The following is a 26,740-nucleotide window of genomic DNA, read 5'->3' as shown; positions in this document are numbered from 1 at the left end:
TGCGCTCCTCAGTGGAAGGCGCCTGCCCGTACTTTGCGAACAGACGCGTGAAGGAAGTCCACGGCAATTACCACGGATCGCGTCATTATCGCACAGCAACATTTGAGTAGTCGCTCGTACTGAAGTCGTAGAGCGAGGGCTGGGCGGCGACACAGCGTTGCATCCTCGCCATCGCCAGGACGGGAGAATCTACGCCGGCATCACAGCCGGGAATTGATGCATCGGGGACGCCAAAAAAGAAGGCCGCGCAGGGCGCGGCCTTCTTTACCACTTCGACCGCTCGATCAGCGCGCGTAGCGCTTCTGGAACTTGTCGATGCGGCCGCTGGTGTCGATGACCTTGTGCTTGCCCGTATAGAACGGGTGCGAAGCCGAGGAAATTTCGACCTTGACCAGCGGATATTCTTCGCCGTCCTCCCACTTGACCTTGTCCTTCGAGGACATGGTCGAACGGGTCAGGATCTTGAAATCGGAGGTGACGTCGTGAAACACGACGTTGTGGTACTTGGGATGGATGTCGGCCTTCATGGGCTCGCACCGTAGGGGGCTGCTGGACAAGAGGGAAACTATAGCAACTCACCCGGCCTGCACGCAAGAACAACTTGCGCGGAATTCACCCCCGCCGACGCCAGGGCGCCGGCGCGGCGTCCCGGCCACGCCCTGCCGCACCGGGGCGGCCGCCCTGCCCGGCTCAGCCGGCGCCGACCGCCGCACGCGCCAGCGCCTGGAAACGGGCCTGGTCGTAGCGGATCAGCATGGCCGCGTTGTCGGCCAGGCCCAGCTGGCGGTTCCAGTCGACCAGGGTGGCGCCGCGGCTGTGGACCCCGGCCAGTTCGACCTGCAGCGGCCGCGACTGCACCTCCAGCGCGCCCTCGGGCTGCAGCGCCCAGGCCATCGCCAGCGCATCGGCGGCATACCAGTGCTCGCCGCGCGAATCCTCCGACCACAGCCGGGTCTTGCGCGAGATCTCCTCGTAGAAGCGCGCCTTGTCGGCATCCGCGGCCAGCCACTGCTCGACCTCGCGATGCGGCAGGCCATGGGCGACGGTGGCCTCCCAGTCGGCGACCTCGATGTGCGGGAACCCGGAAAACACGATGTGCGCCGCTTCCGGGTCGAAGGCGATATTGAACTCGGCGGCCGGGGTGATGTTGCCGTGGCAGGTGATCGCCCCGCCCATCACCACGAAACGGCGCACCCGCTGCGGCAGGGTCGGATCGAGCTTCAGCGCCAGCGCGATGTTGGTCAGCGGACCGAGCGCGACCAGCAGCAGCGAACCGGCGTACCGGTGCGACAGGCGCAGGATCGCCAGGGCTGCGTGCTCGGACTCGGCGGCGCGCGCCGCCGGCGCCAGGCCGACATCGCCGAAACCGTCCAGGCCATGCACGTGGGCGGCGTCCACCGCCGGATGCAGCAACGGGTCGGCGCAGCCGGCGAACACCGGCACGTCCTCGCGCCCGGCCACTTCGCACAGCTTCAGCGCATTGCGCACGGTGTGCTGCAGGCCGACGTTGCCGGCGGCGATGGTCAGGCCGACCACGTCGTGGCGATCGTCGGCGAAGGCCATCAGCAGGGCCAGGGCATCGTCCACGCCGGGATCGGTGTCGATCAACAGGGGAATCTTGTCGCTCATGCGTGATTCTTCGTCATTCCGTTCGGCCGCCGAGTCTGGCATTGCGGCGCGGACCTGGGAAGCCGGGGCTTCCGCGGCTTGGGCGAATCCCCAATTCCCAATCCCCAATCCCAGCCGTGGCGCCAGCCACGGCTAAGCCCCCGCGAACCGCGCCGCGCCGCCCACCCAGCGCGCGACGATGCGATCGGCCAGGACCGGCGACTCGGCCAGCAGCCGTTCGGCCAGCGCATGCACCCGCGGCAGCAGGCCGGCGTCGCGCGCCAGGTCGGCGACGCGGAACGCGGCCAGGCCGGTCTGGCGGGTGCCGAGCAGTTCGCCGGGACCACGCAGCTCCAGGTCCTTCTCGGCGATGACGAAGCCGTCATTGGTCTGGCGCATGGTCTGCAACCGCTGCCGCGCCATCGCCGACAGCGGCGCCTGGTACATCAGCACACAACTGGAGGCGGCCGCGCCGCGCCCGACCCGACCGCGCAGCTGGTGCAGCTGTGCCAGACCCAGCCGCTCGGCGTTCTCGATGATCATCAGCGACGCGTTGGGCACGTCGACGCCGACCTCGATGACCGTGGTGGCGACCAGCAGGTCGATCTCGCCCTGCTTGAACGCGCGCATCGCCGCCTGCTTCTCGGCGCCCTTCATGCGCCCGTGCACCAACCCCACCTTCAGTTCCGGCAACTGTGCCGACAGCGACTCGAAGGTGGCCTGCGCGGCCGTTGCGTCGATGCGGTTGCCGCCGCCCGGCCCGGACGCCGGCTTGTCGCTGTCTTCGGTTTCGTCGATCAGCGTGCACACCCAGTACGCCTGGCGGCCTTCGGCGCAGGCCACGCGGATGCGCTGCACCAGCTCCGGGCGGCGCTCGGCGCTGAGCACGATGGTCTGCACCGGCGTGCGCCCGGGCGGCAGTTCGTCGATCGCCGACACGTCCAGGTCCGCGTACGCGGCCATCGCCAGCGTGCGCGGGATCGGGGTGGCGGTCATCACCAGCTGGTGCGGCACGCCGGCGCCGGTGGCGCCCTTGTCGCGCAGCGCCAGGCGCTGGTGCACGCCGAAGCGGTGCTGCTCGTCGACGATGGCCAGGGCCAGGTCGTGGAAGGCCACCGCGGCCTGCATCAGCGCATGCGTGCCGACCACCACCTGCGCCTCGCCCGAGGCGATCTGCGCCAGCACCGCGGCGCGCGCCTTGCCGGTGACCTTGCCGGCCAGCCAGGCGACGCGGATGCCCAGCGGCTCCAGCCAGGCGCGCAGGTTCGCCAGGTGCTGTTCGGCGAGCAGTTCGGTCGGCGCCGCCAGCGCCGCCTGCTTGCTCTTGTCCACTGCCAGCATCGCCGCCAGCGCCGCGACCACGGTCTTGCCGCTGCCAACGTCGCCCTGCACCAGGCGCAGCATCGGCGAGGGCTTTTCCAGGTCAGCACGGATCTGGGCGAACACCCGCTGCTGCGCGCCGGTGAGCTGGAACGGCAGCGACTGCTGCAGGCGCTTGGCCAACAGGCCGCGCCCGCGCAGCGACGGCGAACGCTGCCGCTGCAGCGCGATGCGCTGGCGACGCAGGCTCAGGTGGTGCGCCAACAGCTCTTCCAGCGCCAACCGCTGTTGCGCCGGATGCAGGCCGGCGGCGAGCGCGCCCAGGTCGGCCTGCGGCGGCGGCCGGTGCGCGATCAGCAGCGCGCTGCGCAACGACGGCAGCCCCAGTTCGGCCAGCATCGCCGCCGGCAGCAGCTCCAGCGACGCTTCGTCGGGCAATCGGTCCAGCGCCTGCCCGATCAGCTTGCGCAGCGTCGCCGGGCCGATGCCTTCGACCGCCGGATACACCGGGTCCAGGCTGTCGTCCAGACCCGCGGCCGCGTCGCCGCCGAGGATCTGGTAACTCGGGTGCACGATCTCCAGGCCGTGCTGGCCCGGCTTGGGCGTGCCGAACGCGCGCAGCCGCGCGCCCACCGCGAACTGCGCCACCTGCGCGGCACGGAACTGGAAGAAGCGCAGCACCAGGGTGGCGCGCGAGTCGTCGGCGACCGCCACGCGCAGCATCGGCCGGTAGCGGAAACCGCGATCCACCGCCTCCACCCGCACTTCGACCTGCGCCGGGACGCCCGGCTGCAGCGCCGCCACCGGGGTCAGCCGGGTGCGGTCCTCATAGCGCAGCGGCAGGTGCAGCCACAGGTCCTGCAGGGTCAGCAGGCCGCGCGCGGCGAACTTCTCGGCGACCTTCGGGCCAACGCCCGGCAGCGCCGACAACGGCGCCTCGCCTGCCGCCGACAGCGCCGGCGCCGGAACCTGCACGCGCGGCACGGGCGAGGGTCAGTCGAGCACCATCACCGCATCGACCTCGAAGCCGACGCCCTTCGGCAGCGCGGACACTTCGACGGTGGAACGCGCGGGGAACGGCGCCTGGAAATAGTCCTGCATCACCGCATTGACCTGGGCAAACTGCGACAGGTCGGTCAGGTACAGGCCCAGCCGCACGATCCGGTCGAGCGAACCGCCGGCCGCCTCGGCCACCGCCTTGAGGTTGTCGAAGGCGCGGCGCGCCTGCGCGCCGACATCGCCGGGCACGACCTCGCCGGTCGCCGGATCCAGCGGGATCTGGCCGGAGAAATACACCGTGTTGCCGGCGCGCACCGCCTGCGAATACGGACCGATCGCGGCCGGCGCCTGCTCGGTGTGGATGATCTGGCGGGACATGGCGGCTCCAACGGAAATAGGGAATGGGTATTTTACTCGGGACTCGGGACTCGGGACTCGGGACTCGGGACGGCAGGATGCTGTCTCAAGGCATATCGCCGTCAAAAGACTTGAAGTACCGATTCTTTTGAGGAAGACACCTCTTCCAGCCAGCGACAAACCGCCTTTCTGCAGGAGCGGCTTCAGCCGCGACGCTTTACCGGGAATGCGTCGCGGCTGAAGGCGCTCCTACAGAAAAGCAAGATGCAGCGCACTTGCGACCATCCCCCGAGCCCCGAATCCCGGCTCCACTACTGCCTGCGCACACTCTGCACCGCCGTCAGCCGGCGCAGTCGGCGCATCACTTCGGCCAGGTGGTTGCGGTCGCGTACCTGGATGTTGAAGCGCAGCACCGCGGCGTTGAAATCGCGATCCAGGTAGTCCACGCGCTCAATGTTGGACTGGCTCTGCGCGATCGCCGCGGCCAGCTGCGCCAGCACGCCGGTGCGGTTCTCCACGTCCACCACCAATGCGGTGTCGTAGTCGCCGATGACGCTGGTGTCCCAGCCGATCGGCACCCAGCGCTCCGGCGACTTGCGCAGTTCGGCCAGGTTCGGGCAATCCAGCCGGTGCACGACGATGCCCTTGCCGGCGGTGTGGTAGCCCATGATCTCGTCGCCGGGAATCGGCTGGCAGCAGTTGGCGAAGCTGACCACGCCGCGCTCGGTGCCGTTGATCAGGATCTTTTCCTGCGAATGCTTGGACAGGCCGCCGCCGCGCAGTTCCGCATAGGCCATCAGCGCCTGCGCGGCCTGGTTCGGCATCCAGTTGCCCAGCGCGATGTCGGCCAGCAACGCCTCCAGGCGCGGATAGCGGTGCTCGCTGAGGAACGAGTCCAGGCGCCCCTTCGGCAGCCGTTCCAGCGCGCTGTCCATCGCTTCCAGCGCGCGGTCGAGCATGCGGTGGCCGAGCTGCACCGCGTCCTCGTGCTCGAGCTGCTTGAGCTGATGGCGGATCGCGGTACGCGCCTTGCTGCTGACCACGAACTCCAGCCACTGCGGCTTGGGCGTGGCCGAACGCGCGGTGATCACTTCCACGGTCTGCCCGCTGACCAGCTTGGTGCGCAGCGGCACCAGCTTCTTGTCCACCCGCGAGGCCACCGCGCGGTTGCCGACGTCGGTATGCACCGCATAGGCGAAATCCAGCGCGGTGGAATTGCGCGGCAGCGCCAGGATCTTGCCCTTCGGCGTGAACAGGTAGACCTCGTCCGGGAACAGGTCGACCTTGACGTTGTCCAGGAATTCCAGCGACGAGCCGGCGGCGCGCTGCGATTCGATCAATTCGACGATCCACGCATGCGCGCGGCTCTGCGCGCTGTTGGGCGAATCGCCGCCGAACTTGTAGGTCCAGTGCGCGGCCACGCCGCGCTCGGCGATCAGGTCCATTTCCTCGGTGCGGATCTGCACTTCGATCGGCGAGCCGTAGGGGCCGAACAGCACCGTATGCAGCGACTGGTAGCCGTTGGCCTTGGGAATGGCGATGAAGTCGCGGAAGCGCGCGTCCAGCGGCTTGAACGTGGCGTGCACCGCGCCCAGCGCGTGGTAGCAGTCCGGCACCCCGCGCACCACCAGGCGGAAGCCGAACACGTCCATCACCTGGTCGAAGGATTTGTTCTCGTCGCGCATCTTGTTGTAGATGCTCCACGGGGTCTTGATCCGGCTGACCAGGCGGTGCTCCAGCCCCTCCTTGGCCAGGCGCTGCGACAGTTGCACCTCCACCTGCGCCATCGACTCGCGGCGCACCACCGGCTGGCTGCGGATGTGCTTTTCGATGATCGCGTGGCGCCACGGGTGCAGCGCACGGAAGCCGAGGTTCTGCAGCTCGGACTTCATCAGGCTCATGCCCAGACGCTGCGCGATCGGCGCATAGATCTCCAGCGTCTCGCGGGCGATGCGGCTGCGCGCCTCGGCGCTCTGCGCGCCGAGCGTGCGCATGTTGTGCAGGCGGTCGGCGAGCTTGATCATGATCACGCGCAGGTCGCGCGACATCGCCAGCAACATCTTGCGGAAGCTCTCGGCCGCCGCTTCCTGGCGGTCGCGGAACTTCAGCTTGTCCAGCTTGGTGACGCCATCGACCAGTTCGGCGACCGCCTCGCCGAATTCGGCGGCCAGTTCGGCGCGGGTCAGCGGCGTGTCTTCGATGGTGTCGTGCAGGATCGCCGCGATCAGCGCCTCCACGTCCAGGCCGAGTTCGGCCAGCACGCCGGCCACCGCCACCGGATGGGTGATGTAGGGCTCGCCCGACTTGCGGGTCTGCCCGGCATGCGCGGCCGCGCCCACTTCCCACGCGCGCCGCAGCAGCGGAATCTGCTCGGCCGGCAGATAGCTGGCGCTGCGTTCGAGTTGCAGAACGTAGTCGGGGATCGCCTCGTTGGCCGGCGACGGCGCGGCGGTGGCGACCTGGGCAGAAGGGCCTGGGTTCATGCGCGAAGACTATGCCAGCGGCGCGAGGACGGCAAACCCGCAAAACGAAACAGCCCGCGGATGCGGGCTGTTCGGCAGACGCTCCGAGCGCGGGGACGCGATCAGTCGTCGTTCTTGGACATGTCTTCGTCGGCGACGACCTCGGCCGCGGCCCACTCCAGCGCTTCGCGCTCGGCACGCTCGCGCTCGGCCTTCTCGACTTCGTCGATCAGCGCGTTGTCGATCTTGCGCGCGGCGATCTCGCGCAGCGCCAGCACCGTCGGCTTGTCGGCCGATTCGGTGTTGTCGAGGGTGGCCTGCACGCCGTTGGCGAGCTGGCGGGCGCGCTTGGACGCCATCATCACCAGTTCGAAACGGTTGTTAACGACTTCCAGGCAATCTTCTACGGTGATGCGGGCCATGCGGGCTCCCGGCGGGCCGCTGGCGGCCACGCGCTCGAATGAGGGAAAGGGCGGCGATTGTAGGGCGCGGGCCGACCGAAATCAACCGGTCATCATTCAGTTTCCTTTGGAATCAGCCAGTTGCCTGATCCTGGTCGAGCAGCGCGGCGATCAGATCGGCATGGCGCTGCTGTTGCGGCAGGCGCCGCAGGCGGCTGGCGACGAAGATCGCGCACATCTCGTCCACCGCGGTGTCGAAATCCTCGTTGACGATCACGTAGTCGAAGTCGGCGTAGTGCGACATCTCCTCGCGCGCCGCCGCCAGCCGCTGCGCGATCACCGCCTCGCTGTCCTGGCCGCGCTTGCGCATGCGCTGCTCCAGCGCCGCGCGCGACGGCGGCAGGATGAACACGCTGACCGCGTCGGGCACCTTGGCCCGCACCTGGCGCGCGCCCTGCCAGTCGATCTCCAGCAGCACGTCGTGGCCGGCGGCCAGCTGCGGCTCCACCGATTGCCGCGCGGTGCCCTTCCAGTCGCCGTGGACGCGGGCGTACTCGAAGAAGTCGCCGGCATCGATCATGCCCTGGAACTCGTCGGCGGACACGAAGTGGTAGTGCTCGGCATGGCGTTCGCCCGGCCGCGGCGCGCGCGAAGTGAACGAGATCGACAGCGCGATCTGCGGATCGCGCGCCAGCGTGGCGTTGACGATGCTGCTCTTGCCGGCGCCGGAAGGCGCCGCAACGATATAGAGAGTGCCGCGCATCGCTCAGGTCTCGCCGTCGATTGAAGTCGGGCGGCGCACGATACCAGCCCCAGCCGCGACCGCAAGCGACCGGGCCTTGCAGCATCCGCCGGGCAATGCGTCGCCCGTTCGCCGCCCGCCCACAGTCTGAGGACTTAACGGCATGATCCTCAAGCGCTTTTCCCCACGCGATCGCATGCACGGTCCTGCCGGTCGGGCCGCTGGCGGCTGCACGCGCGGGCAGAGCAAATCCCTGTGCGCGACGCAGCGGCGCGGCGGGACGCGCAAGCGACCGCGCCTCCGCACGGTGGCGCGTCCAGTTGCATGCGGCGGCGGCAGGTCGCGGCCGAGCTTAATTGAGAATAAATCTCATCCGCACTACACTTCGGCTCTTCTTCCGTGGTCCTGGACGGATGCCATGTCCACTCCTCCCTCTTCCGCCACGCCTGTCTCGCTGGCGGACGAACTGGAAAGCAGCTACGCGGAACTGCATCGGTATGCGACGCGCAAGTACGCCGGCGCGGCGGGCGACATCGTGCACGATGCGTGGATCCGCCTGGCGTCGCGCGAGCCCGGCCACCACAGCGTCCGCGACCCGCTCACCTATCTACGCCGCGTGGTCGACAACGTCGCGGTGGACCGGCAGCGGTTGACCGCATCGCGCAGCCGCTTTCTCGCCCCTGCGGACGCTGCGCAAGATGTTCCCAGCGCGGAGCCATCGCCCTACGCCGCGACCCTGGGCCAGCAGGAATACGCGGTCCTGCTGCAGGCGATCCGCGACCTGCCCGCGCAGGCGCGGCGGGTCTTCGTGCTGTTCCGCGGCCGCAACCTGAGCATGGCGCAGATCGCCGCACAGCTGGACATTTCCCCGCGCACCGTGGAAAAGCACATCGCCGTCGCGCTCGCCCACTGCCGGCGGCGGCTGCGGGAGGCCGGCCGGGACCTCTAGCGCGGCTACGGGATCGGCAGCGCTGGACCCGTCATGCTCATCAATGACCCGCGGATTCCCTTTGCCGCGGACGACAACCCCATTCCTTAGCGGATAGGCAGACGATGCCCGACACCCCCTCCGTCGACGACGACCTGTTCGACCAAGCCGTCCACTGGATCCTGCGCCTGGACGAAGCGCCCAGCGATGCGGACACCTTGCGGCAGTACCGGGACTGGCTGGCCGTCGCCCCTGCGGCGCGCGCGCAAGCGGTGGCGGCGGCGCGCACGCTGCTGGGCATGCTGCAGCGCCCGGCCGCCGAGGTCGGCGACGAACTCGGCATCGATCCGTTGCAGCCCGCGCCATCGCCTTCTGCCGCGATCGCGGCGGCCGCACCGACGGTTGCGCCGCGGCGCTCGCACCGGCAGCGGCAGCGCTGGCAGGCGGTGGCCGCCGGGCTCGCCCTGGCGATCGGCGCCAGCACCTGGCTGGGCGCCGGCGGCCTGGACCGGTTGCGCAGCGATGCCTACACCGGGGTCGGCGCGATGCGGCGGCTGCAACTGCAGGACGGCAGCGTCGTCACCCTCAACACCGACAGCGCCATCGTCGTGCGCATGCACGAGGGCACCCGTTCGGTGCGGCTGCTGCGCGGCGAAGCCTTCTTCCAGGTCGCGCGCGATCCACGCCGCCCCTTCATCGTGGACAGCGCCGGCGGCAGCGCGCGCGTGCTGGGCACCGCGTTCAATGTCCATCTCGAAGACGATACGAGCCAGGTCAGCGTGGCCGAAGGCCGCGTCGCCGTCCGCCCGCCCGCCGGGACGACCGGCACGGTGCTCGTCGCCGGGCAACGCGCATGGCTGGCAGGCAACAGCGTGCGCCGCGAAACCGCCGTCGATCCGCTCGCGGTGGCCGCATGGCGGCGGCAGCAACTGGTCTTCTACAACACGCCGCTGTCGCAGGTGATCCGCGAGCTCTCGCGCTACCGCCACGGCTTCATCCAGCTGCGCGGCGACATCGGCGCACTGCCGGTCTCCGGCGCGTTCAACATCGCCGACCCGGACGCCGGCCTGCAGGTGCTGCTGGACAGCCTGCGGCTCGACGCGGTGCACCTGGGATGGGCGACCTTCGTGTACCGGCCGTCGCCGCAGACGAGCTCAAAAAAATGAATAGAACATAAACAAAACGGGGCGATGTGGCACGTCGCCCACGGATGGACTGGGTAGTCGGGGCACGCCGAACCCGTGTTACCGACAAGAACGTAATGATTTTCGTTCGCATTAAATACCTTCCTCCCGATACCAGACTCCATGTCCATCGCCACCGCCGCCTTGCGCAAGGGCCGCTCGCCTGCCTGCCGCACCCTGCTCTCCAGCGCCCTCGCGTCCACCCTGCTCGGCATCTCCACCATTGCGCATGCGCAGTCGCCGATCCCCACGGCGGGCGCACGACAAGCGCGCTACGCCATCGACCTGGACGCCCAGCCGCTGCCCGACGCGCTGGTGAAACTGTCCGCACAGACCGGATTGCAGGTGCTGTACAGCCGGCAGGAACCCTACGGCCTCGTCGCTCCCGCAGTGAAGGGCGACTACAGCGCCGAGCAGGCGCTGCAGCGGCTGCTGCAGGGCAGCGGCCTGGTCCCGCGGCGGACCGGCGCCAATGCGGTCACCCTGGAGACCGCGGCGCACGACCCGGCCCAGGCCGAACGCGAGCCTGCGATCGTCACCGACACGTTGAACGTGGCCGGGGCCGCCCGCGGCACCGCCACCGGCAGCGCGCGCGATGCGCAGGGCTACGACGACGTCTACGACCTGGACGTGTCGAGCGCCTACATCGGTCGCAGCGAAGTCGAACGCTACAAGGGCGCCACGCCATCGGACCTGCTCAACGGCATCGCCGGCGTGTTCAGCGGCGACGCCCGCAACAGCGGCGCGCTGGACATCAACATCCGCGGCATCCAGGGTCCCGGCCGCGTGCCGGTGACGATCGACGGCACCGAGCAGGCGCTGACGGTCTGGCGCGGCTACAACGGCGCAAGCAACCGCAACTACATCGACCCATTCCTGATCGGCGGCATCCAGATCCTCAAGGGCCCGTCGCTGACCCGCAACGTCACCACCGGCGTCGGCGGCGCGATGGTCATCGATACCCTGGACGTGGACGACATCGTCGCGCCGGGCCAGCGCTTCGGCGGCGAGTTCAAGCTCGAAGGCAGCAGCAACGCGACCTCGCCGCGGCTGCCGACCCTGCACACCGGCGAGGACTACCGCACGGTGGACGGCTTTCCGCAGGACACGCCGGCCATTCCGTATGCGGACCAGACGCTGCGGGTCACGCCCAGGACCGGCGGCGGCGGCTACAACGTCTTCGCCGGCGAGGACTACGCCTACCGGATGGCCCTGGGCTGGCGCCCGAGCGACCGGCTCGACCTGCTGGCCGCCTATGCCTACCGCGAACGCGGCAACTACTACGCCGGCAAGCGCAACACCGGCTACTACAGCGACGAACGCAGTTCCTATGCCGAGGACTACATCACCTCGATGGCGAACTACTGGAAACCCGGCAACGAGGTGACCAACACGTCCAGCCGGATGGAATCGTGGCTGTTCAAGGCCACCTGGCGCATCGACGACGCGCAGGCGCTGCAACTGGGCTACCGCGACAGCCTGTCCCACTACGGCGAGATCATACCCTCGCGGATCATGAACTCGCAGGACCGCGGCGCGATCCAGTGGCCGCTGAGCCGGGTCGACGCCAAGGCCTACAACCTGGAATACAAATGGCGGCCCGAGGACAGCCGCTGGATCGACCTGTACGCCAACCTGTGGCGTACCGACACGGCCAGCGACACCTACACCGCCGGCGGCTTCCCCAACTTCGCCCAGGGCGATCCGCAGTGGGGCTACGACCCCACGCTCAAGAACACCGCGCTGGCCAACGCCAGCAACACGCGCAACGGCATCACCCTCAGCAACAAGATTCGCTTCAGCGATACGCTGGACCTGACCCTGGGCGGCAGCTGGCAGCGCGAGAAGCTGCGCTCGGACGATGCCTACTTCGGCACCAGCGACGGCTGGCGCATGTACCCGCGCGCCGGACGCCGCCAGGAATGGCAGGCGAACTTCAATGTCGAATGGCGGCCGCTCGATGTCCTGACCGTGGGTGCAGGCGCGCGCTACACCTCGTATTGGGCCTACGACGATTTCCTCGCCGCCCACCCGGGGCAGATACAGGCGAGCGCGACGACCGGATACAACGTCGAATACGCCACCACGCAGGCCTATACCCAGCAGGAACGCGAGGCGATGGCCGGCGAGAACCTGGAGGTCTACAAGATGCTGCTGGACCTGGGCGCGATCACCCAGGACATCTACGACCAACTCGCCAACGAGCTGCTGGCCGCGGTGCCGACCAGCTATACGGTGAACCACAGCGTGCCCTGGGAAGCGGACGCCGACGGCAACTACAGCAAGTCCGGCAACGCCTGCCTCAACGGCACGCTGGACGGGGTCGCGAACGTCGTCGATGGACTGTGCCGGGCCACCGCGGTCGGCACCAGCTACGTCGCGCAGGCGAGCAAGCGCAAGGACCACGGCTGGGTGCCGTTCTTCTCGGCCACGCTCGACTTCGGCGACCACAGCCGCGCCTATCTGCGCTACGCCGAGACGGTGCGCTATCCGAGCATGTTCGAGAGCACGCTGGCCTTCTCCGCTTCGATCAATCCCTGGGGACTGAAGCCCGAACACGCCTACAACTGGGAGCTGGCCTACGTCCACGACCTCGGCCACCTGCTGGGGCCAGACGCGACCGCCGACGTCAAGCTCGCCTACTACGTCAACAAGACCCGCGACGTGATCGAGCGCGATCCGCGCTTCAAGTTCGACAACGTCGACAAGCAGACCATCCGCGGCCTGGAATTGCAGGCCCGCTACGACGGCGGCCGCCTGTTCACCGACCTGGGGGTGAACTACAGCCTGGAGAACCAGGTCTGCGACGAAAGCACCGCGGCCATCCTGAGCACCAGCAATGGCTATGCGCTCGGCAGCCAGGCCGTGCCGACCTGCGTGGACTACGGTTTCGTCGGCGGTTACCTGCTGACCCAGGCCGCGCCGGAGCTATCGGCGACCTGGTCGCTGGGCGGGCGTTTCCTCGACCGACGCCTGGAGATCGGCGGGCGCGCCAGCTACTTCAGACAATACGAGAACCCCGACCTGGACTGGTACCGCGCGCACTCGATCCAAAGCGGCGGCGGGCGCCTGGTCTACAACTTCAACGTGCCGTTCTCCTGGGGCACGACCCTGATCTTCGACGCCTACGCCAGCTACAAGCTGCGCGAGAACCTGAGCGTGGAGCTGACCGGCACCAACCTGACCGACCAGTACTACGTCGACCCGGCCACGCGCTCGGCGGTGGCCGCACCCGGCAGGACCCTGAAACTCAGCCTGTCCGCGCGCTTCTGAGCGCGGCGGCGGCTGGCGAGCTTGGAGAAGTGACCGTAAAGGACAGGACGTCCGCACCAACGCAGTACCTCAATCCGCAAAAGGAGATTGGCAATATGAAGACGCAACGCAGACTGTCCGTGTTCGCGCTGTCCGTGCTCGCCGTGGCCACCATCGGTGCCAGCCAGGCGGCGAATTTCAAGGGCGCCTCGAGCAACACCGGCAACGTCCAGGTCGGCGAATCCGACGTCAACGGCGGCCCGCACAGCAGCGGCAAGGCCGGCATTTCCGTCAACTCGACCGGCCTGGGCAACGAAGTCGATTTCCAGGGACTCACCGCCTACAGCGTCAAGACCAACAGCGCGGTGGACTGGAACAAGGACGGCAGCAGCGACGGCACCAGGCTCGTGCACAAGCTCAACTTCCCGTATACCGGCGCGCCGGACAGCCACGACAATCTGGGCGTGTTCGTGTTCGCCCAGGTCGGCGCGCAGGACGTGTGGTTCGGCGAATGGTCCGCGTACGGCACCAGCGGCGACAGCACCCGCACCGTCTACTACATCGGCGACAACGGCGACACCACGGTGCCCACCACCGGCTCGGCCACCTACAACGTGGTCGGCATCAACAACTACAACGCCGCAGCCAACGGCGGCAACGGCAACCTGCTGTCGGGCGTGTTCACCGCCAACTTCGGCAGCGGCACGCTGACCGGCAGCATCGCCAACAGCAGCAGCGGCTACACGGTGAACATCGGCTCGGCCACCATCAACAGCAATGCCAGCATTTCCGGCAGCACCGCGCTGGCGACGCAATCGGGCAGCCTGGTGGCCTCCGGCGGCGCGGTGTCCGGCCAGTTCTACAGCGGCCAGACCGCCCTGGCCGGCATCGTCAACTTCAGCGGCACCCAGTACGACACCGCCTTCGGCGGCACCAAGAACTGAGCATGACGCGCTGAGCGTTCGCTCTTCGCCGTTCCGTCGATGATCCGGGCAGGACAAGCCAAGGCCAAGCCAGTCCTGCCCACCACCACCTGGCCTATCGATTCGATGCACCCCATGTCTCCTGCGCGGCCTGCGCTGCTCGCCGCCCTGCTCCTCCTGGCAGCGTCGCTGCCGGCGTTTCCTGTCGCCGCACAGGAACGCGACGATACCCGCCGCATGCTCGACCAGAGCGTGGAGCGGCATGCGTTGCAGCGCGAACGCGAGCTGCTCAAGGACGAACTCGACGACGATGGGCCGCGTCCGACGCTGGACATCGAGGGCAAGTCCTACACCGTCGAGCGCAGCGCCAGCGACCTCGGCCGCGCGCTGTACCTGTCCATCCAGCAAAAGCGGTGGGACGCGGCGCAACGCTTCCTGGCCGAGTACCTGACCCTGGCCGACCACGACCCGCTGCTGCTGCACTACGCGCAGGGCGCACTGGCGCGGCGCGATGGCCGCTATGCGGACGCCGAGCGCCACTACCGTGCGCTGCTCGCGCTCAAGCCCGATTTCCTGCCCGGCCGCCTGGAGCTGGCCCGCGTGTTGTTCGAGGACCAGCAGGACCGCGAGGCGGGCGAGCTGTTCGACGCCATCGCCGCCGCCGTCGATGCCGGCGACCCCAGGACCGCCGGGGTGCGCAAGAGCGTGCAAGCGTTCCAGCGCGCGCTGGCCAGCCGCCGCGCATGGAGCGGCGCGTTCGCGTTCGGCCCGACCTGGAACGACAACCTCAACCGCAGCTCCGCCAGCCGCACCTGCCTGCTCGCCGACAGCAGCGGCTTCTGCTACATCGACCGGCAACTGCCGGCCGCGATCGGCGCCGGCGGGGTGGACTACGACGCCAGCCTCGACAAGCGCCTGCCGCTGCGCGGCCATCACGGCCTGTATCTGCGCTCGCTGCTGTTCGGCAACGGCTACCGCGGCCACAGCGCCTACAACGAACTGACCACGACCACCCAGGCCGGCTACAGCTACCGCAGCGGCCGCCATGGCATTTCGCTGGCGCCGTCGTTCGAGTACTACGCCTGGGGCAACGACGCGCTGTACGCGGCCTGGGGCGTGCACGGGGAATGGAACTGGACGCTGTCGCCCAGTTCGCTGCTGAAGCTGGAAGCCGACTACAAGGACATGCGCTACCGGCGCCAGGACTATGCGCGCAACTACGACGGCGGCCTGCGTTCGGCCTACGCCACCTATTTCCGCAGCCTGGGCCCGCGCTGGACCGTGTTCGGCGGCATCGATGTGGTGGCCAGCGATGCGCGGCAGGCCGCGAACGGCTACCTGCAGCGCGGCGCGCGGCTGGGTGCCTCCCTGCAATGGCCGGCCGGTTTCGTCGGCAGCGCGTTCGCCTCGTACCGGCGCCGCGACTACGACGCTTACAGCGCCGTGCTCGGCGCGCGCCGCCGCGACGACGAGCAGAACTACACCGTCGTGCTGAAGGCGCCGCGCCTGGCCTTCGCCGGCTTCACGCCCCTGCTCATCCTGCGCCACAACCGCGTGCACAGCAACGTGGACTGGCTGTACGGCTACGACAAGAACGCGATCAGCCTGAAGCTGGAGCGGGTGTTCTGAGTCCGGATCGCCTGCCTCCGCCCCCGCCTGCCCACCCGCGCCCCTGCCCCACCGACCACGAGCCCGCGCCATGACCGAATGCTTCGCCGACACCACCACCCGCAGCCAGCGCCTGAAGGCCGCCACCCACGCAGCGCACGCGCGCCTGGACCAGCGCATCATGGCCGCGCAACCGTTCGCATCGCGCGCGAACTACGCGCGCTTCGTGCAGGTGCAGTACTGCTTCCACTGCGACATGGAGAACGTGTACCGCAATCCGGTGCTCGCCAGCGTGATCCCCGAACTGGCGCAGCGGCGGCGCCTGCCGCAGTTGCTGGCCGACCTGGCCGACCTGGGCGTCGCGGTCCCCGCCATGCGCCCGCTTCCGGCGCCGGACGGCCGCCGCTACGAAAAGCAGGTCGACGCGTTGGGCTGGCTGTACGTGGCCGAAGGTTCCAACCTGGGCGCGGCGATCCTGGCCAAGCTGGCCGCCCGACTGGGACTGCACGAGCAGTTCGGTGCGCGCCACCTCGCCGGCCACCCGGACGGGCGCGCGCGGCATTGGCGCCAGTTCACCGCCGCGCTCGACAGCGTGCCGCTGGATCCTGCGCAGGAGCAGGCCGTGGTCGCCGCGGCGTGCGCCGCGTTCGATCGCGTCTACGCCCATGTCGATACCTATCTCCCGGCCGGCGCGCAATGAGTGCTTGCGCGCAGGAGGTGCGGCGATGTCGCTGAGCCGCGGCGCGTGGTGCTGCCTGGGCCTGCTGATGCTGGCGCTGGGCCTGATCGGCGCGTTGCTGCCGGTGATGCCGACCACGATCTTCCTGATCCTGGCGGCATGGTGCTTCTCGCACTCCTCGCCGCGCCTGGAGGCATGGCTGCTGCAGCATCCCCGCTACGGCGCCGCGTTGCGGCTGTGGCGCGAACAGGGCGCGATCACGCGCCGCGGCAAGTGCTTCGCCGGCGCCGGCATGGGCGTTGGCTACGTGCTGTTCTGCTGCGGCGCGCATCCGGGCTGGAAGCTGGCGCTGGGCGTGGGCCTGTTCTTCGCCGGCAGCGCCGCCTACGTGCTGTCGCGTCTGGCGCCGCGCCGCGCCGCCGATGCACCGGGAGCGCGGTGATGCCGAGCAAGATCCGCGCGCAGCGTCGCCGTCGGCAGGTGCGGCGCGCCGATCCGTGGTCGGCGCTGCTGCGCGGCGCCGGATTGAACGTCACCTCCGCGCGCCTGGCGGCGGTGCGGTTGGCGCCGCAAGTGCTCGGCGCGCATGGCCAGCTGACGCCGCAGCACCTGCATACCGCCGCGCGCGACGCCGGCTACGCGATCTCGGCATCGGCCTGGTACCGGGTGCTGGCCTGCCTGCAATCGGCCGGCCTGCTGCCGGACGCGCCGCATGCCCAGGCCATGACGCAAACGCACACCCCCGCCCCCCGTTTCGACCCGCTGGATGACGACCATGCATGCTGACATCGCCCCGCCCCCCGTGCTGCCGCCCGACCTGGGGCCCTGGCAGATGTTCCTGCACGCCGACCTGGTGGTGCAGGCGGTGATGGTCGGTCTGGCCATCGCCTCGGTCGCCACCTGGACGGTGCTGGTGGCCAAGAGCTGGGAGTTGGCGCGGCTCGGGCGGGCCCTACAGGCCGCGCGCACGGCGCTGGCGCAAGCGCAGGACCTGGCCGATGCCGAGCGCCGCCCGCCGCTGGCGGTGCCCGCGGCGCAGCTGTTGCTGCGCGAAGCCCGCGCCGAACTGCAGCACTCCAGCGGCCTGCAGGACATGGCCGGGATCAAGGAACGGCTGGCCTCGCGCCTGGAACGGATCGAACTGGGCCATGCGCGGCAGCTGCGCAAGGGTACCGGCCTGCTCGCCACGATCGGCGCCACCGCGCCGTTCGTGGGCCTGTTCGGCACCGTGTGGGGCATCATGAACAGCTTCGTCGGCATCGCCCGCGCCAACACCACCACCCTGGCGGTGGTCGCGCCCGGCATCGCCGAGGCCTTGCTCGCCACCGCACTGGGCCTGGTCGCCGCGATCCCGGCGGTGGTGATCTACAACCATTTCGTGCGCACCCTGGGCGGCTTGCGCCAGCAGCTGGGCGACCTGTCGGCCGGCGTGCAGCAGTTGGTGTCGCGCGACCTGGATCGTCAGCGGGCGTCCGGGCCCGCTGCGCACGGCGCGCCCATGGCCGGCATGGCCTGAGGACACCGGCCATGGCGATCCGCAGCAACCGAGACGACGACGAGGATGCGCTGGACGAGCACCACGCGATCAACGTCACCCCGCTGATCGACGTGATGCTGGTGCTGCTGATCGTCTTCATGGTCGCCGCGCCACTGGCCACGGTGCAGGTGCCGGTGGAATTGCCCGCCAGCACCGCGGCGCCGCAGCCCAGGGACCGCGACCCGGTCTACCTGACCCTGCGCAAGGACCTGAGCCTGCGCCTCGGCGACACCCCGATCGAGCGCGCTGCGCTGCAGCCGGCGCTGGACCGGCTGACCCGCGGCGACCGCACGCAGCGCATCTTCCTGCGCGCCGACCGCGCGGTGGCCTACGGCGAACTGATGCGGACCATGGACGCGCTGCGCGACGCGGGCTACCTGAAGGTCGCGCTGGTCGGGCTGGAGCCGGCCGGCCGATGAGCGCAGGACCGCGGACGCTGCGGCGCTGGCTGCTCAGCCTCGGCGGCGTACTGGCGGCGCATGCGGCGCTCGTCGCCGCGCTGCTGTGCTGGCCGCCGCGCGAGCGGCCGCCGCCGCCCGCCGCTCCGGCGCAGGCGCTCATGCTGGAGCTGGCGCCGGCCCCGACCGCGCCGGCGGCGCCACCGACCGATGTGCCACCGGGCCCGCCGCAGCCCGAGCAACCCCAGGCCCCGCGCGTGCGCGCGCCGCGGCCGGCGCCGCCGCAACCGCCGCCGCAACCGCTGCATGCCGACCTGGAAGAAGCGCAGCCGTCGACGCCGGCGCAAGACCCACCGCAAGCGTCCAGCGCGGCGCAGGCCAGCGCCCCGCCCAGCGTGGCGGTGCCGCAGGCCAGCCGCTATGCCGCGGCGCAGTCGCTGTCCGGCGCGGCGCAACAGCGGCGCGCCACCTGGCAGGCGCAGGTGCTGGGGCATCTGCAGCGCTACAAGCGCTACCCGCGGCCGGCGCAGCGGCGCCGCCAGGAAGGCGTGGTGCAGGTGCAGTTCGCGGTGGATCGGCGCGGCCATGCCAGCGCGATCCGCATCGTCCAGGGCAGCGGCCATGACGCGCTGGACAGCGAGACGCTGGCGACGGTGCAGCGGGCCAGCCCGTTGCCGGCGCCGCCGCCGGAGATCGAAGGCGACCCGGTGCAGGTGGTGGTGCCGGTGGACTTCTTCCTGCGCGAACGCTGACGCGGCCGCGCCACGCTGCGCGCGCCAGGTCCAAGCGCGCGGAGCGCTATTCCAGGTTCTGCACCTGCTCGCGGATCTGGTCGATCAGCACCTTCAGTTCCACCGCCGCGTTGGAGGTGCGGCTGTCCACCGACTTGGAGCCCAGGGTGTTGGCCTCGCGGTTGAATTCCTGCAACAGGAAATCCAGGCGCCGGCCGGCCGGCTCGGGCTGGCGCAGCACGCGGCGGATCTCCTTGATGTGGCTGTCGAGCCGGTCCAGTTCCTCGTCCACATCGAGTTTCTGCAGCCACAGCACCAGTTCCTGCTCGGCGCGGCCCGGATCGACCGGATGCGGCAGGTCCGCCAGGCGCGCGGCCAGCTTGGCACGCTGGCCCTCGCGGATGGCGGGGATCAGCTGCTTCACCTCGGCGGCGACGCGCTCGACCGCATCGACCCGCTCGACGATGGCCGCGGCCAGCTTGCCGCCCTCGCGCTCGCGCGCGGCGACGAATTCGGCCACCACCGCGTCCAGCAGCTCCAGCGCCTGCGCCTGCAGCGCGGCCGGATCGACCGCCTGGCCCTGCAGCACGCCGGGCAGCTGCAGCAGGTCGGCGAACTGCACCTGCAGTTGCGGGAAGCGCGCGCCGAGCCGCTGCGCGAGCACCGCCAGCTGTTCGACCAGCGGCTCGTTCACCGCCAGCGCCTGCGCGGCGTCGGGCGCGCGCAGGCGCAGCATCAGGTCCAGCTTGCCGCGGCTGACGCGGGCGGCCAGGCGTTCGCGCAGTTGCGGCTCCAGCGCGCGCAGCTCTTCCGGCAGGCGCACGCCCACTTCCAGGAAACGGTGGTTGACCGAGCGCAGTTCGCAGCCCAGCGTGCCCCAGGGAGTGATGCGCTCGGCGCCGGCGAAGGCGGTCATGCTGCGGATCATGTGGTGTTCCGGTGCGTGCAAAGCGCGAATGGTAACCTAGCGCCTCTCAGCTCCCACGGCCCGGCCCGCTGCCGCGCCCGGCCCTCACGACACCTCCGGATCGATCCCCATGTCCTTTTCCCGTCCCAGTGGCCGCACGGCCGATCAGCTGCGCCCGGTGCGCATCGAACGCGCCTTCACCCGCCACGCCGAAGGCTCGGTGCTGGTCAGCTTCGGCGACACCCGGGTGCTGTGCACCGCCAGCGTGGAGAACCGGGTGCCGGGCTTCCTGCGCGGCAAGGGCGAAGGCTGGGTCACCGCCGAATACGGCATGCTGCCACGCGCCACCCATTCGCGCTCCGACCGCGAGGCCGCGCGCGGCAAGCAGGGCGGGCGCACGCTGGAAATCCAGCGCCTGATCGGCCGCGCGCTGCGCGCCTGCGTGGACCGCAACGCACTCGGCGAGCGCACCATCACCCTGGACTGCGACGTGCTGCAGGCCGACGGCGGCACCCGCACCGCGGCCATCACCGGCGCCTACGTGGCGCTGATGGACGCGGTGAACTGGCTGCAGAAGCGCGGCGACCTGAAGAAGCCGGTGGTGCTCGGCGCGGTCGCCGCGGTCTCGGTCGGCGTCTACCGCGGCACGCCGGTGCTGGATCTGGACTACGCCGAGGACAGCGACTGCGACACCGACATGAACGTGGTGATGAACGACGGTGGCGGCTTCATCGAAATCCAGGGCACCGCCGAAGGCCATGCGTTCCGCCGCGACGAACTGGATGCGCTGCTGGCATTGGCCGAAACCGGCATCGGCCAACTGCTTGCCGCCCAGCGCGAGGCGCTGGCACGGTGAAGCGACGGATCGCGCTGACCACGCTGGTCGTGGCCGACTACGACGCGGCGATCGCCTGGTACACCGGCAAGCTCGGCTTCGTCCTGCTGCAGGACGTGGCGCTCGGCGACGGCAAGCGCTGGGTGGTGGTCGGCCCGGGCGGCAGCGACGATGCCGCGCTGCTGCTGGCCGAACCCGGCGACGCCGCCCAGCGCGCGCGGATCGGCGACCAGACCGGCGGGCGCGTGGACCACTTCCTGTACACCGACGATTTCGCCCGCGACCACGCCGCGATGCTGGCGCAGGGCGTGGAGTTCCTCGAATCCCCGCGCGCGGAACCCTATGGCACGGTCGCGGTGTTCCGCGACCTGTACGGCACCAAGTGGGACCTGCTGGAACCCAAGCAATGAAGAAACTGGTCCTGGCCAGCAGCAATGCCGGCAAACTCGAAGAACTGCATGCGCTGCTCGACGGCGCCGGCATCGACCTGGTCGCGCAGTCCACGCTCGGCGTGCGCGATGCCGACGAGACCGGCCTGACCTTCGTCGAGAACGCGCTGCTGAAGGCGCGCCACGCCGCCCAGGTCACCGGCCTGCCGGCGCTGGCCGACGACTCGGGCATCTGCGTAGACGCGCTGCGCGGCGCGCCGGGGCTGTACTCGGCGCGCTACGCCGGCGAACACGGCAATGCCGCGGCCAACATCGACAAGCTGCTGCATGCACTGCGCGACGTCCCCGACGCGCAGCGCACCGCGCATTTCTACTGCGTGCTGGTGCTGCTGCGGCATGCCGAAGACCCGCAACCGCTGCTGGTGGAAGGCAGCTGGCGCGGGCGCATCCTGCACGCGCGCGCCGGCGACGGCGGCCACGGCTACGATCCGGTGTTCTTCGATCCGGACCACGGCCAGAGCGCGGCGCAGATGCCGCTGGCGCTGAAGAACCGGATCAGCCACCGCGGCCAGGCGCTGGCGCTGCTGCGCAGGCAACTGGCGCACTGGGACACCTGAGGGAGACGCCGATGTTCGTCACGATCTGGGAATACGAGGTGGCCGAAGGCCAGGCACAGGCATTCGAGACGCTGTACGCCGCCGATGGCGCCTGGGCCGCACTGTTCGCCGAGTACCCGGGCTACCTGGGCACCGAACTGCTGCGCGCGCAGGCACCGGGCGCCTACCTGACCATCGACCGCTGGCGCGACGAAGCCGACTACACCCACTGCCTGGCGTACGGCCGCGAGCGTTACGCGCAGCTCGACCGGCTCGGCGATGCGCTGACCACTGCCGAGCGCTGCGTGGGCTACTGGGGCCTGTTAACGCGATCGGGATAGGCCACGTTGCCGTGTCCGGTGCCCAGGCGGTCGCGCACGGCGCCGCGGCAGGCTGGCCGCCTGTCCAAGCCGTGCGCGGCCGCCTGGGCGCCGGACACGGCAACCCGGAGGGCCGCGCTTAGGCGCGCACGGTGCCGCGTCATCACTCGGTCTCTTATCGACATAAGCTCTCTCGTTCTTCCTTGCCCCGCACGCGCCTAAGCGCGGCGTGGCCTATCCCGATCGCGTTAACAGGCCCCGCACCGCACCATGCTGATCCCGCCCCCGCTGTCGCTGTACGTGCACCTGCCCTGGTGCGTGCGCAAATGCCCGTACTGCGATTTCAACTCGCATGCGGCCAAGGGCGCGCTGCCGTTCGACGACTACGTGGACGCGCTGATCCGCGACCTGGATCAGGACCTGCCGCTGGTCTGGGGCCGCACCGTCCAGACCGTGTTCTTCGGCGGCGGCACCCCCAGCCTGTTTCCGGCCGAGGCGATCGACCGTTTCCTGCAAGCGGCCAGCGCGCGCCTGCGCTTCGCGCCGAACCTGGAGATCACCCTGGAGACCAACCCGGGCACCGCCGAGCATGGTCGCTTCGACCGCTATCTGGCGGCCGGGGTCAACCGGCTCAGCTTCGGCATCCAGAGCTTCGACGACGCCGCGCTGCAGCGTCTGGGCCGGATCCACGACAGCGCCGACGCCGAGCGCGCGGTGAAGCTGGCGCAGGACGCCGGCTACGCCAACCTCAACCTGGACCTGATGTACGCGCTGCCGCAGCAGACCCTGGCCGGGGCGGAGAGCGACATCGCGCGCGCGCTGGCGCTGCAGCCCACCCACATCAGCCACTACCAGCTGACCCTGGAACCGAACACGGTATTCGCCGCGCGCCCGCCGCAGGGCATTCCCGAGGACGACGACGCCTGGGACATGCAGGAGCGCTGCCAGGCGCTGCTGGCCGCCGCCGGCTACGCCCAGTACGAAGTCAGCGCCTACGCCCGCGACGGCTACCAGTGCGCGCACAACCTCAACTACTGGAAGTTCGGCGACTACCTGGGCATCGGCGCCGGCGCCCACGGCAAGATCAGCTCCGGCGCCGAGCAGAGCATCCTGCGCCGCTGGAAGACCAAGCATCCGCAGGCGTTCCTGGCCGCCGCCGGCACCCCGGCGGCGATCGGCGGCGACGACTGGATCGGCGCCGAGCGGCGCCCGTTCGAGTACATGCTCAATACGCTGCGCCTGAACCAGGGGTTCGCGCTGCGCGACTTCGCCGTGCGCACCGGCCTGGCGCCGGAGACGATCGCCCCGGCGCTGGCCCAGGCGCAAGCGCGGGGCTGGCTGCAGGTGGAATCCGGGCATGCGCTGCCGACCGAACTGGGACGGCGCTTCACCAACGACGTGGTCGCCCTGTTCATGCTCTGAACGCTGCGCCAGGCCGCCGCCAACATGGTTGCGCCGCCAGAAACGTGTTACATACCGGACCCGGAAATCAAACGGCGATCACAGGATGTCATTGTCTGCCATTCCGTCGGCAAACCCGGCGACGCTCGCCAGCGCCGCCCTGCCCACGCGCGTGCGCGACATCCTGGAGGCGCTGAAGGCCTTGCTGTGGCAATCGCTGGAGGCGCCGTTGCAGTCGACCCTGAGCGAGCTGGAGCGCGAGCTGTTCGACCAGGCCGAACGCGCGCGCAACAGCCAGCTGCAGGAGGACATCTACCAGGAACTGCAAGGCCTGCGGGCGCGCCGCGAGCGCTTCGCGCCGTTCTACAAGGCGCAACTGGAAGCGGCCCTGGCCACGCTGCGGCTGCCGCTCGCCCCGGTCGGCCTGCTGCGCCAGGACAAGGCCAGCGCGGCGATGCAGATGCTGACCCTGGTCGCCGACGTGGACATCGACCGCGACATCGTCCTGCATGACATCGCCCGGCGCGAGGCGGCGCGGGCCAGCACCCCGCTGCAGCTGCTCGGCCAGCGTTTCGGCGTGCTCGCCGCGCGGCCGGCGTTCGAAGCCGAACATACGCCGCTGGGGCCGCACCTGCTGTGCCGGATCCTGCGCGAGGCCGGCGAGGAATTGCGGCTGGGGCTGGACGCGCAGCTGACCCTGTACCGCGCCTTCGAGCGCCAGGTGCTGGTCCGCTACGGCGAGATCGTGGAACGCGCCAACGTGCTGCTGGCGCACGCCGGCGTGCTGCCCGGCCTGGTCTACCTGCCCTACGTGGCGCGGCCGACGACCGCAGCACCCGCCGCGGCCGCCGGCAACCGCGGCGCGGCACGCCCTTCCTCCGCCACGCGCCCGGCCACCAGTTGGTCCGGACAGGCGGCACCCGGCGGCTGGTCCGGCCCGGGCCCCGGCGCCGCTGGCGGCGAAGCGGCCCTGCCGAGCGCAGCGCCCCCGCTTCCGCCGCCGCTCGCGGCCACCCCCGGGACGGCAGCAAGCGCCGCGCCGGCCGCGCCCGGCAACGCACCGACCGACCTGGCCACGCTGCGCCAGCTGCTCGCCGCCGCGCGCGACCGTGCGACGGCGCCGGCCGGGACCACCGGCACCGCTCCCGCAGACGCCGCCCACGCTGCCGCAGCGACAGCGATGCCTGCGTCGTCCGGCAACGTCCCGATGCCGGCGCCGCGCGCCGCCGCCCCGGCCAGCGCCCCCGGCGTGCCCACCGCATCGCTGCTGCAGGCCCTGGGCGAACTGCAGGCGCAGCCGCCAGCGCATAGCACCCTGGCCGGCCTGCGCGGACGTCGCCAGGTGCGCGACGTGCAGGCGGCGCTGCTGGCCACGCTGCGCACCGAACATGGCCCGCAGGCGGCGCTGGCACCGCAGGATGCCGACACCTTCGACCTGCTCGGCCTGCTGTATGCGGAGATCGAACGCGAAGTGCGCAGCGACGCGCCGGCCGCCGCTCTGCTGGAGCGCCTGCAGGTTCCGCTGGTGCGCGCCGCGCTGCAGGACAGCGCGTTCTTCGTGCGCAGCCAGCATCCGGCGCGCGAGCTGCTCAATGCGGTCGCCGAGTCCGGCGCCACCTGGCTCAGCGAAGAGGACACCGATCCGCAGCTGCTGCTGAAATTGAACCAGACGGTCGACCGGGTAGTCGAGGAATACGAAGGCGACGAACAGGTCTTCGAACAGGCCCACCAGGACATCCAGGCGCAGTACCGCGCGCTGGCGCACAAGGCCGAGATCGCCGAGCGCCGCCACATCGAGGCCGCGCGCGGCAAGGAACGGCTGGAGGTGGCCAAGGAATTGGCCAGCTCCACGCTGGAAGCGCTGTGCCGGACCTGGCAGCCGCCCAAGTTCGTGCAGGCGCTGCTGAACCAGGCCTGGTCCGATGTGCTGACCCTGACCCTGCTGCGCCAGGGCGAGGACTCCGACGCCTGGCGCGAGCGCCAGCAACTGAGCCAATGCATCGCCGAGGTCACCTGCCGCGCCAGCGGCGGCGAACCCGATCCGGAGCTGGCCGGCGAAGTGCGCAGCGCCCTGCTGCAGGTCGGCTACCACCAGGACGAAGCCGAAGCGATCGCGCGGCGCCTGTCCACTCCGGGCGGCGGCGACACGCTGACCTCGCGCACCGAACTCAGCGCCAAGTTGAAGGCGCGCACCCGCCTCGGCGACCAGGGCGAGGATGGCGAGCGGCCGCTGCTGGCGCCGCGCAACGACGCCGAGCAAGCGGCCTACACGCGGCTGCGCAGCCTGCCGTTCGGCACCTGGTTCGAATTCGTGACCAACCAGCAGGGCGACCTGAAACGGCAGCGGCTGTCCTGGTACAGCCCGATCACCGACCGCGCCCTGTTCGTCAACCAGCGCGGCCACAAGACCGCCGAGTATTCGCTGGATGCGCTGTCGCGGCTGCTGGCGCAGAACCAGGCGCGGATCGTCACCGAGGACCGCGCGCGCCTGATCGACCGCGCCTGGCACGCCACCGTGCGCGCGCTGCGCACCCTGGCCGGCGCGCCGGTCCCCGCCGACACCCTGGAGGACGCATGATCGCCGAAGCCCGCCGTTCGCCGCGCCGCCAGGTCCCGGACATGGTGCCGGTGCTGGACATGATGGAAGACGCCGTGGTCGGCCGGCTCGGCAACCTCTCCGAGAGCGGCATGCTGCTGCTGGCGTCGGCGCCGCTGCACGACGACGCGCTGTACCAGTTGCGCTTCGCGCTGCCGCAACTCGGCCGCGACGTGCAGATCGACGTCGGCGTGCACCTGCTGTGGAGCGAACGCGCGCAGGCGCCGGGCCAGGCCTGGGCCGGCTTCCGCTTCCTGACCATCTCGCCGGCGCATCGCGACCTGCTGCGGCAATGGATCAAGTCCGGGCCGGCCGGGTAGGCATCGCTGGCACCCCCTGTAGGAGCGGCTTCAGCCGCGACAGGATCCATCGGTAAGGCCTGTCGCGGCTGAAGCCGCTCCTACAGGTTCCTCCATCGCCTGGAAGAAGATCCGGCCGGCCTGGCGACGGCTGTCGCTTCCCGGCTACGCCTTGGGCATGGCCGCATGCCATGCGCGGGCACGCGGTGCGTCACCACGCTCGCGCCGTTTGCGGCAAACTTGGCATCCAATTTTCCGCATCGCCGAA

26 protein-coding genes are annotated in these 26,740 nt (G+C 70.2%); 18 read left to right on the top strand and 8 right to left on the bottom strand.

What is annotated here, in order from left to right; genetic code table 11:
• Positions 1–284: 284 nt before the first annotated feature.
• The 7 genes from AB8810_RS05425 to gmk all read right to left on the bottom strand — a co-directional run bounded on the left by AB8810_RS05425 (position 285) and on the right by gmk (position 7,910).
• A complete protein-coding gene (locus tag AB8810_RS05425; protein ID WP_046977672.1) occupies positions 285–527 on the bottom strand; it encodes a type B 50S ribosomal protein L31 in 243 nt (80 codons plus the stop codon).
• A 163-nt stretch (positions 528–690) separates the two neighbouring features.
• Positions 691–1,629 (bottom strand): nucleoside hydrolase, encoded by a 939-nt coding sequence (locus tag AB8810_RS05420; RefSeq protein WP_179566927.1) that lies wholly within the window; start codon positions 1,627–1,629, stop codon positions 691–693.
• A gap of 132 nt (positions 1,630–1,761) precedes the next feature.
• The gene (gene recG, locus AB8810_RS05415) at positions 1,762–3,912 is read right to left on the bottom strand and encodes an ATP-dependent DNA helicase RecG (protein ID WP_369915765.1); all 2,151 of its coding nucleotides are present in this window, start codon (positions 3,910–3,912) and stop codon (positions 1,762–1,764) included.
• 9 nt (positions 3,913–3,921) lie between these two features.
• On the bottom strand, positions 3,922–4,305 hold the full coding sequence (locus tag AB8810_RS05410) for a RidA family protein (RefSeq protein ID WP_053842173.1): 384 nt from the start codon (positions 4,303–4,305) through the stop codon (positions 3,922–3,924).
• 290 nt (positions 4,306–4,595) lie between these two features.
• Positions 4,596–6,767 carry a bifunctional (p)ppGpp synthetase/guanosine-3',5'-bis(diphosphate) 3'-pyrophosphohydrolase gene (locus tag AB8810_RS05405; RefSeq protein ID WP_179566931.1) on the bottom strand — a complete coding sequence of 724 codons (2,172 nt, stop codon included), beginning with the start codon at positions 6,765–6,767 and terminating at the stop codon, positions 4,596–4,598.
• A gap of 101 nt (positions 6,768–6,868) precedes the next feature.
• Complete coding sequence (rpoZ, locus tag AB8810_RS05400) at positions 6,869–7,168, bottom strand: DNA-directed RNA polymerase subunit omega (protein WP_010343101.1); 300 nt, start codon at positions 7,166–7,168, stop codon at positions 6,869–6,871.
• 112 nt (positions 7,169–7,280) lie between these two features.
• On the bottom strand, positions 7,281–7,910 hold the full coding sequence (gmk, locus tag AB8810_RS05395) for a guanylate kinase (protein WP_179566932.1): 630 nt from the start codon (positions 7,908–7,910) through the stop codon (positions 7,281–7,283).
• Between the two features lie 142 nt (positions 7,911–8,052).
• On the opposite strand from gmk, the gene AB8810_RS05390 reads away from it, so the two are divergent.
• The 11 genes from AB8810_RS05390 (at position 8,053) to AB8810_RS05340 (ending at position 19,150) form a co-directional block, all read left to right on the top strand.
• Positions 8,053–8,838: an RNA polymerase sigma factor gene (locus AB8810_RS05390; RefSeq protein ID WP_369915764.1), complete on the top strand. Its 786-nt coding sequence runs from the start codon at positions 8,053–8,055 to the stop codon at positions 8,836–8,838.
• Positions 8,839–8,942: 104 nt separating this feature from the next.
• Positions 8,943–9,983, top strand: coding sequence for a FecR family protein (locus AB8810_RS05385; protein WP_369915763.1), 1,041 nt, complete (start codon positions 8,943–8,945; stop codon positions 9,981–9,983).
• 141 nt (positions 9,984–10,124) lie between these two features.
• Entirely contained in the window at positions 10,125–13,274 is a 3,150-nt protein-coding gene (locus AB8810_RS05380) for a TonB-dependent receptor domain-containing protein (protein WP_369915762.1), read from the top strand.
• Between the two features lie 95 nt (positions 13,275–13,369).
• The gene (locus tag AB8810_RS05375) at positions 13,370–14,197 is read left to right on the top strand and encodes a Slam-dependent surface lipoprotein (RefSeq protein WP_369915761.1); all 828 of its coding nucleotides are present in this window, start codon (positions 13,370–13,372) and stop codon (positions 14,195–14,197) included.
• Between the two features lie 114 nt (positions 14,198–14,311).
• Positions 14,312–15,805 carry a surface lipoprotein assembly modifier gene (locus AB8810_RS05370; RefSeq protein WP_206229478.1) on the top strand — a complete coding sequence of 498 codons (1,494 nt, stop codon included), beginning with the start codon at positions 14,312–14,314 and terminating at the stop codon, positions 15,803–15,805.
• A gap of 70 nt (positions 15,806–15,875) precedes the next feature.
• Positions 15,876–16,484 (top strand): biliverdin-producing heme oxygenase, encoded by a 609-nt coding sequence (locus AB8810_RS05365; protein WP_179566937.1) that lies wholly within the window; start codon positions 15,876–15,878, stop codon positions 16,482–16,484.
• A 25-nt stretch (positions 16,485–16,509) separates the two neighbouring features.
• Positions 16,510–16,905: a YbaN family protein gene (locus AB8810_RS05360; RefSeq protein ID WP_369915760.1), complete on the top strand. Its 396-nt coding sequence runs from the start codon at positions 16,510–16,512 to the stop codon at positions 16,903–16,905.
• Positions 16,905–17,249: a hypothetical protein gene (locus AB8810_RS05355; RefSeq protein ID WP_206229647.1), complete on the top strand. Its 345-nt coding sequence runs from the start codon at positions 16,905–16,907 to the stop codon at positions 17,247–17,249. Before AB8810_RS05360 ends, AB8810_RS05355 begins: the two co-directional genes overlap by 1 nt.
• Positions 17,239–17,979: a tonB-system energizer ExbB gene (gene exbB / locus AB8810_RS05350; RefSeq protein WP_369915759.1), complete on the top strand. Its 741-nt coding sequence runs from the start codon at positions 17,239–17,241 to the stop codon at positions 17,977–17,979. The genes AB8810_RS05355 and exbB overlap by 11 nt, the downstream gene beginning before the upstream one ends.
• 11 nt (positions 17,980–17,990) lie before the next feature.
• The gene (exbD, locus tag AB8810_RS05345) at positions 17,991–18,419 is read left to right on the top strand and encodes a TonB system transport protein ExbD (protein ID WP_191824486.1); all 429 of its coding nucleotides are present in this window, start codon (positions 17,991–17,993) and stop codon (positions 18,417–18,419) included.
• Positions 18,416–19,150, top strand: coding sequence for an energy transducer TonB (locus tag AB8810_RS05340; protein ID WP_369915758.1), 735 nt, complete (start codon positions 18,416–18,418; stop codon positions 19,148–19,150). Before exbD ends, AB8810_RS05340 begins: the two co-directional genes overlap by 4 nt.
• A gap of 46 nt (positions 19,151–19,196) precedes the next feature.
• Here AB8810_RS05340 and AB8810_RS05335 read toward each other — a convergent pair whose 3' ends face one another.
• On the bottom strand, positions 19,197–20,057 hold the full coding sequence (locus AB8810_RS05335; protein WP_191824488.1) for a YicC/YloC family endoribonuclease: 861 nt from the start codon (positions 20,055–20,057) through the stop codon (positions 19,197–19,199).
• A gap of 109 nt (positions 20,058–20,166) precedes the next feature.
• On the opposite strand from AB8810_RS05335, the gene rph reads away from it, so the two are divergent.
• The 7 genes from rph (at position 20,167) to AB8810_RS05300 (ending at position 26,493) form a co-directional block, all read left to right on the top strand.
• On the top strand, positions 20,167–20,892 hold the full coding sequence (rph, locus tag AB8810_RS05330; protein WP_046981340.1) for a ribonuclease PH: 726 nt from the start codon (positions 20,167–20,169) through the stop codon (positions 20,890–20,892).
• Complete coding sequence (locus AB8810_RS05325) at positions 20,889–21,281, top strand: VOC family protein (protein ID WP_191824489.1); 393 nt, start codon at positions 20,889–20,891, stop codon at positions 21,279–21,281. The genes rph and AB8810_RS05325 overlap by 4 nt, the downstream gene beginning before the upstream one ends.
• Complete coding sequence (gene rdgB, locus AB8810_RS05320) at positions 21,278–21,877, top strand: RdgB/HAM1 family non-canonical purine NTP pyrophosphatase (protein ID WP_191824490.1); 600 nt, start codon at positions 21,278–21,280, stop codon at positions 21,875–21,877. Before AB8810_RS05325 ends, rdgB begins: the two co-directional genes overlap by 4 nt.
• Positions 21,878–21,888: 11 nt before the next feature.
• Positions 21,889–22,197, top strand: a complete 309-nt coding sequence (locus AB8810_RS05315) for an antibiotic biosynthesis monooxygenase (protein ID WP_179566955.1) — start codon at positions 21,889–21,891, stop codon at positions 22,195–22,197.
• 249 nt (positions 22,198–22,446) lie between these two features.
• Positions 22,447–23,598 (top strand): radical SAM family heme chaperone HemW, encoded by a 1,152-nt coding sequence (gene hemW / locus AB8810_RS05310; protein ID WP_179566957.1) that lies wholly within the window; start codon positions 22,447–22,449, stop codon positions 23,596–23,598.
• 85 nt (positions 23,599–23,683) lie between these two features.
• Positions 23,684–26,155, top strand: coding sequence for a DUF1631 domain-containing protein (locus tag AB8810_RS05305; RefSeq protein ID WP_369915757.1), 2,472 nt, complete (start codon positions 23,684–23,686; stop codon positions 26,153–26,155).
• A complete protein-coding gene (locus tag AB8810_RS05300) occupies positions 26,152–26,493 on the top strand; it encodes a PilZ domain-containing protein (RefSeq protein ID WP_179566961.1) in 342 nt (113 codons plus the stop codon). Before AB8810_RS05305 ends, AB8810_RS05300 begins: the two co-directional genes overlap by 4 nt.
• Positions 26,494–26,740: the final 247 nt, after the last annotated feature.

Source organism: Xanthomonas sp. NCPPB 3005 (assembly GCF_041228095.2).
GTDB classification, from domain to species: domain Bacteria; phylum Pseudomonadota; class Gammaproteobacteria; order Xanthomonadales; family Xanthomonadaceae; genus Xanthomonas_A; species Xanthomonas_A bonasiae.
The sequence above is the reverse complement of the archived record's forward strand: the minus strand, read 5'-3'. Positions and strand labels throughout refer to the sequence as shown.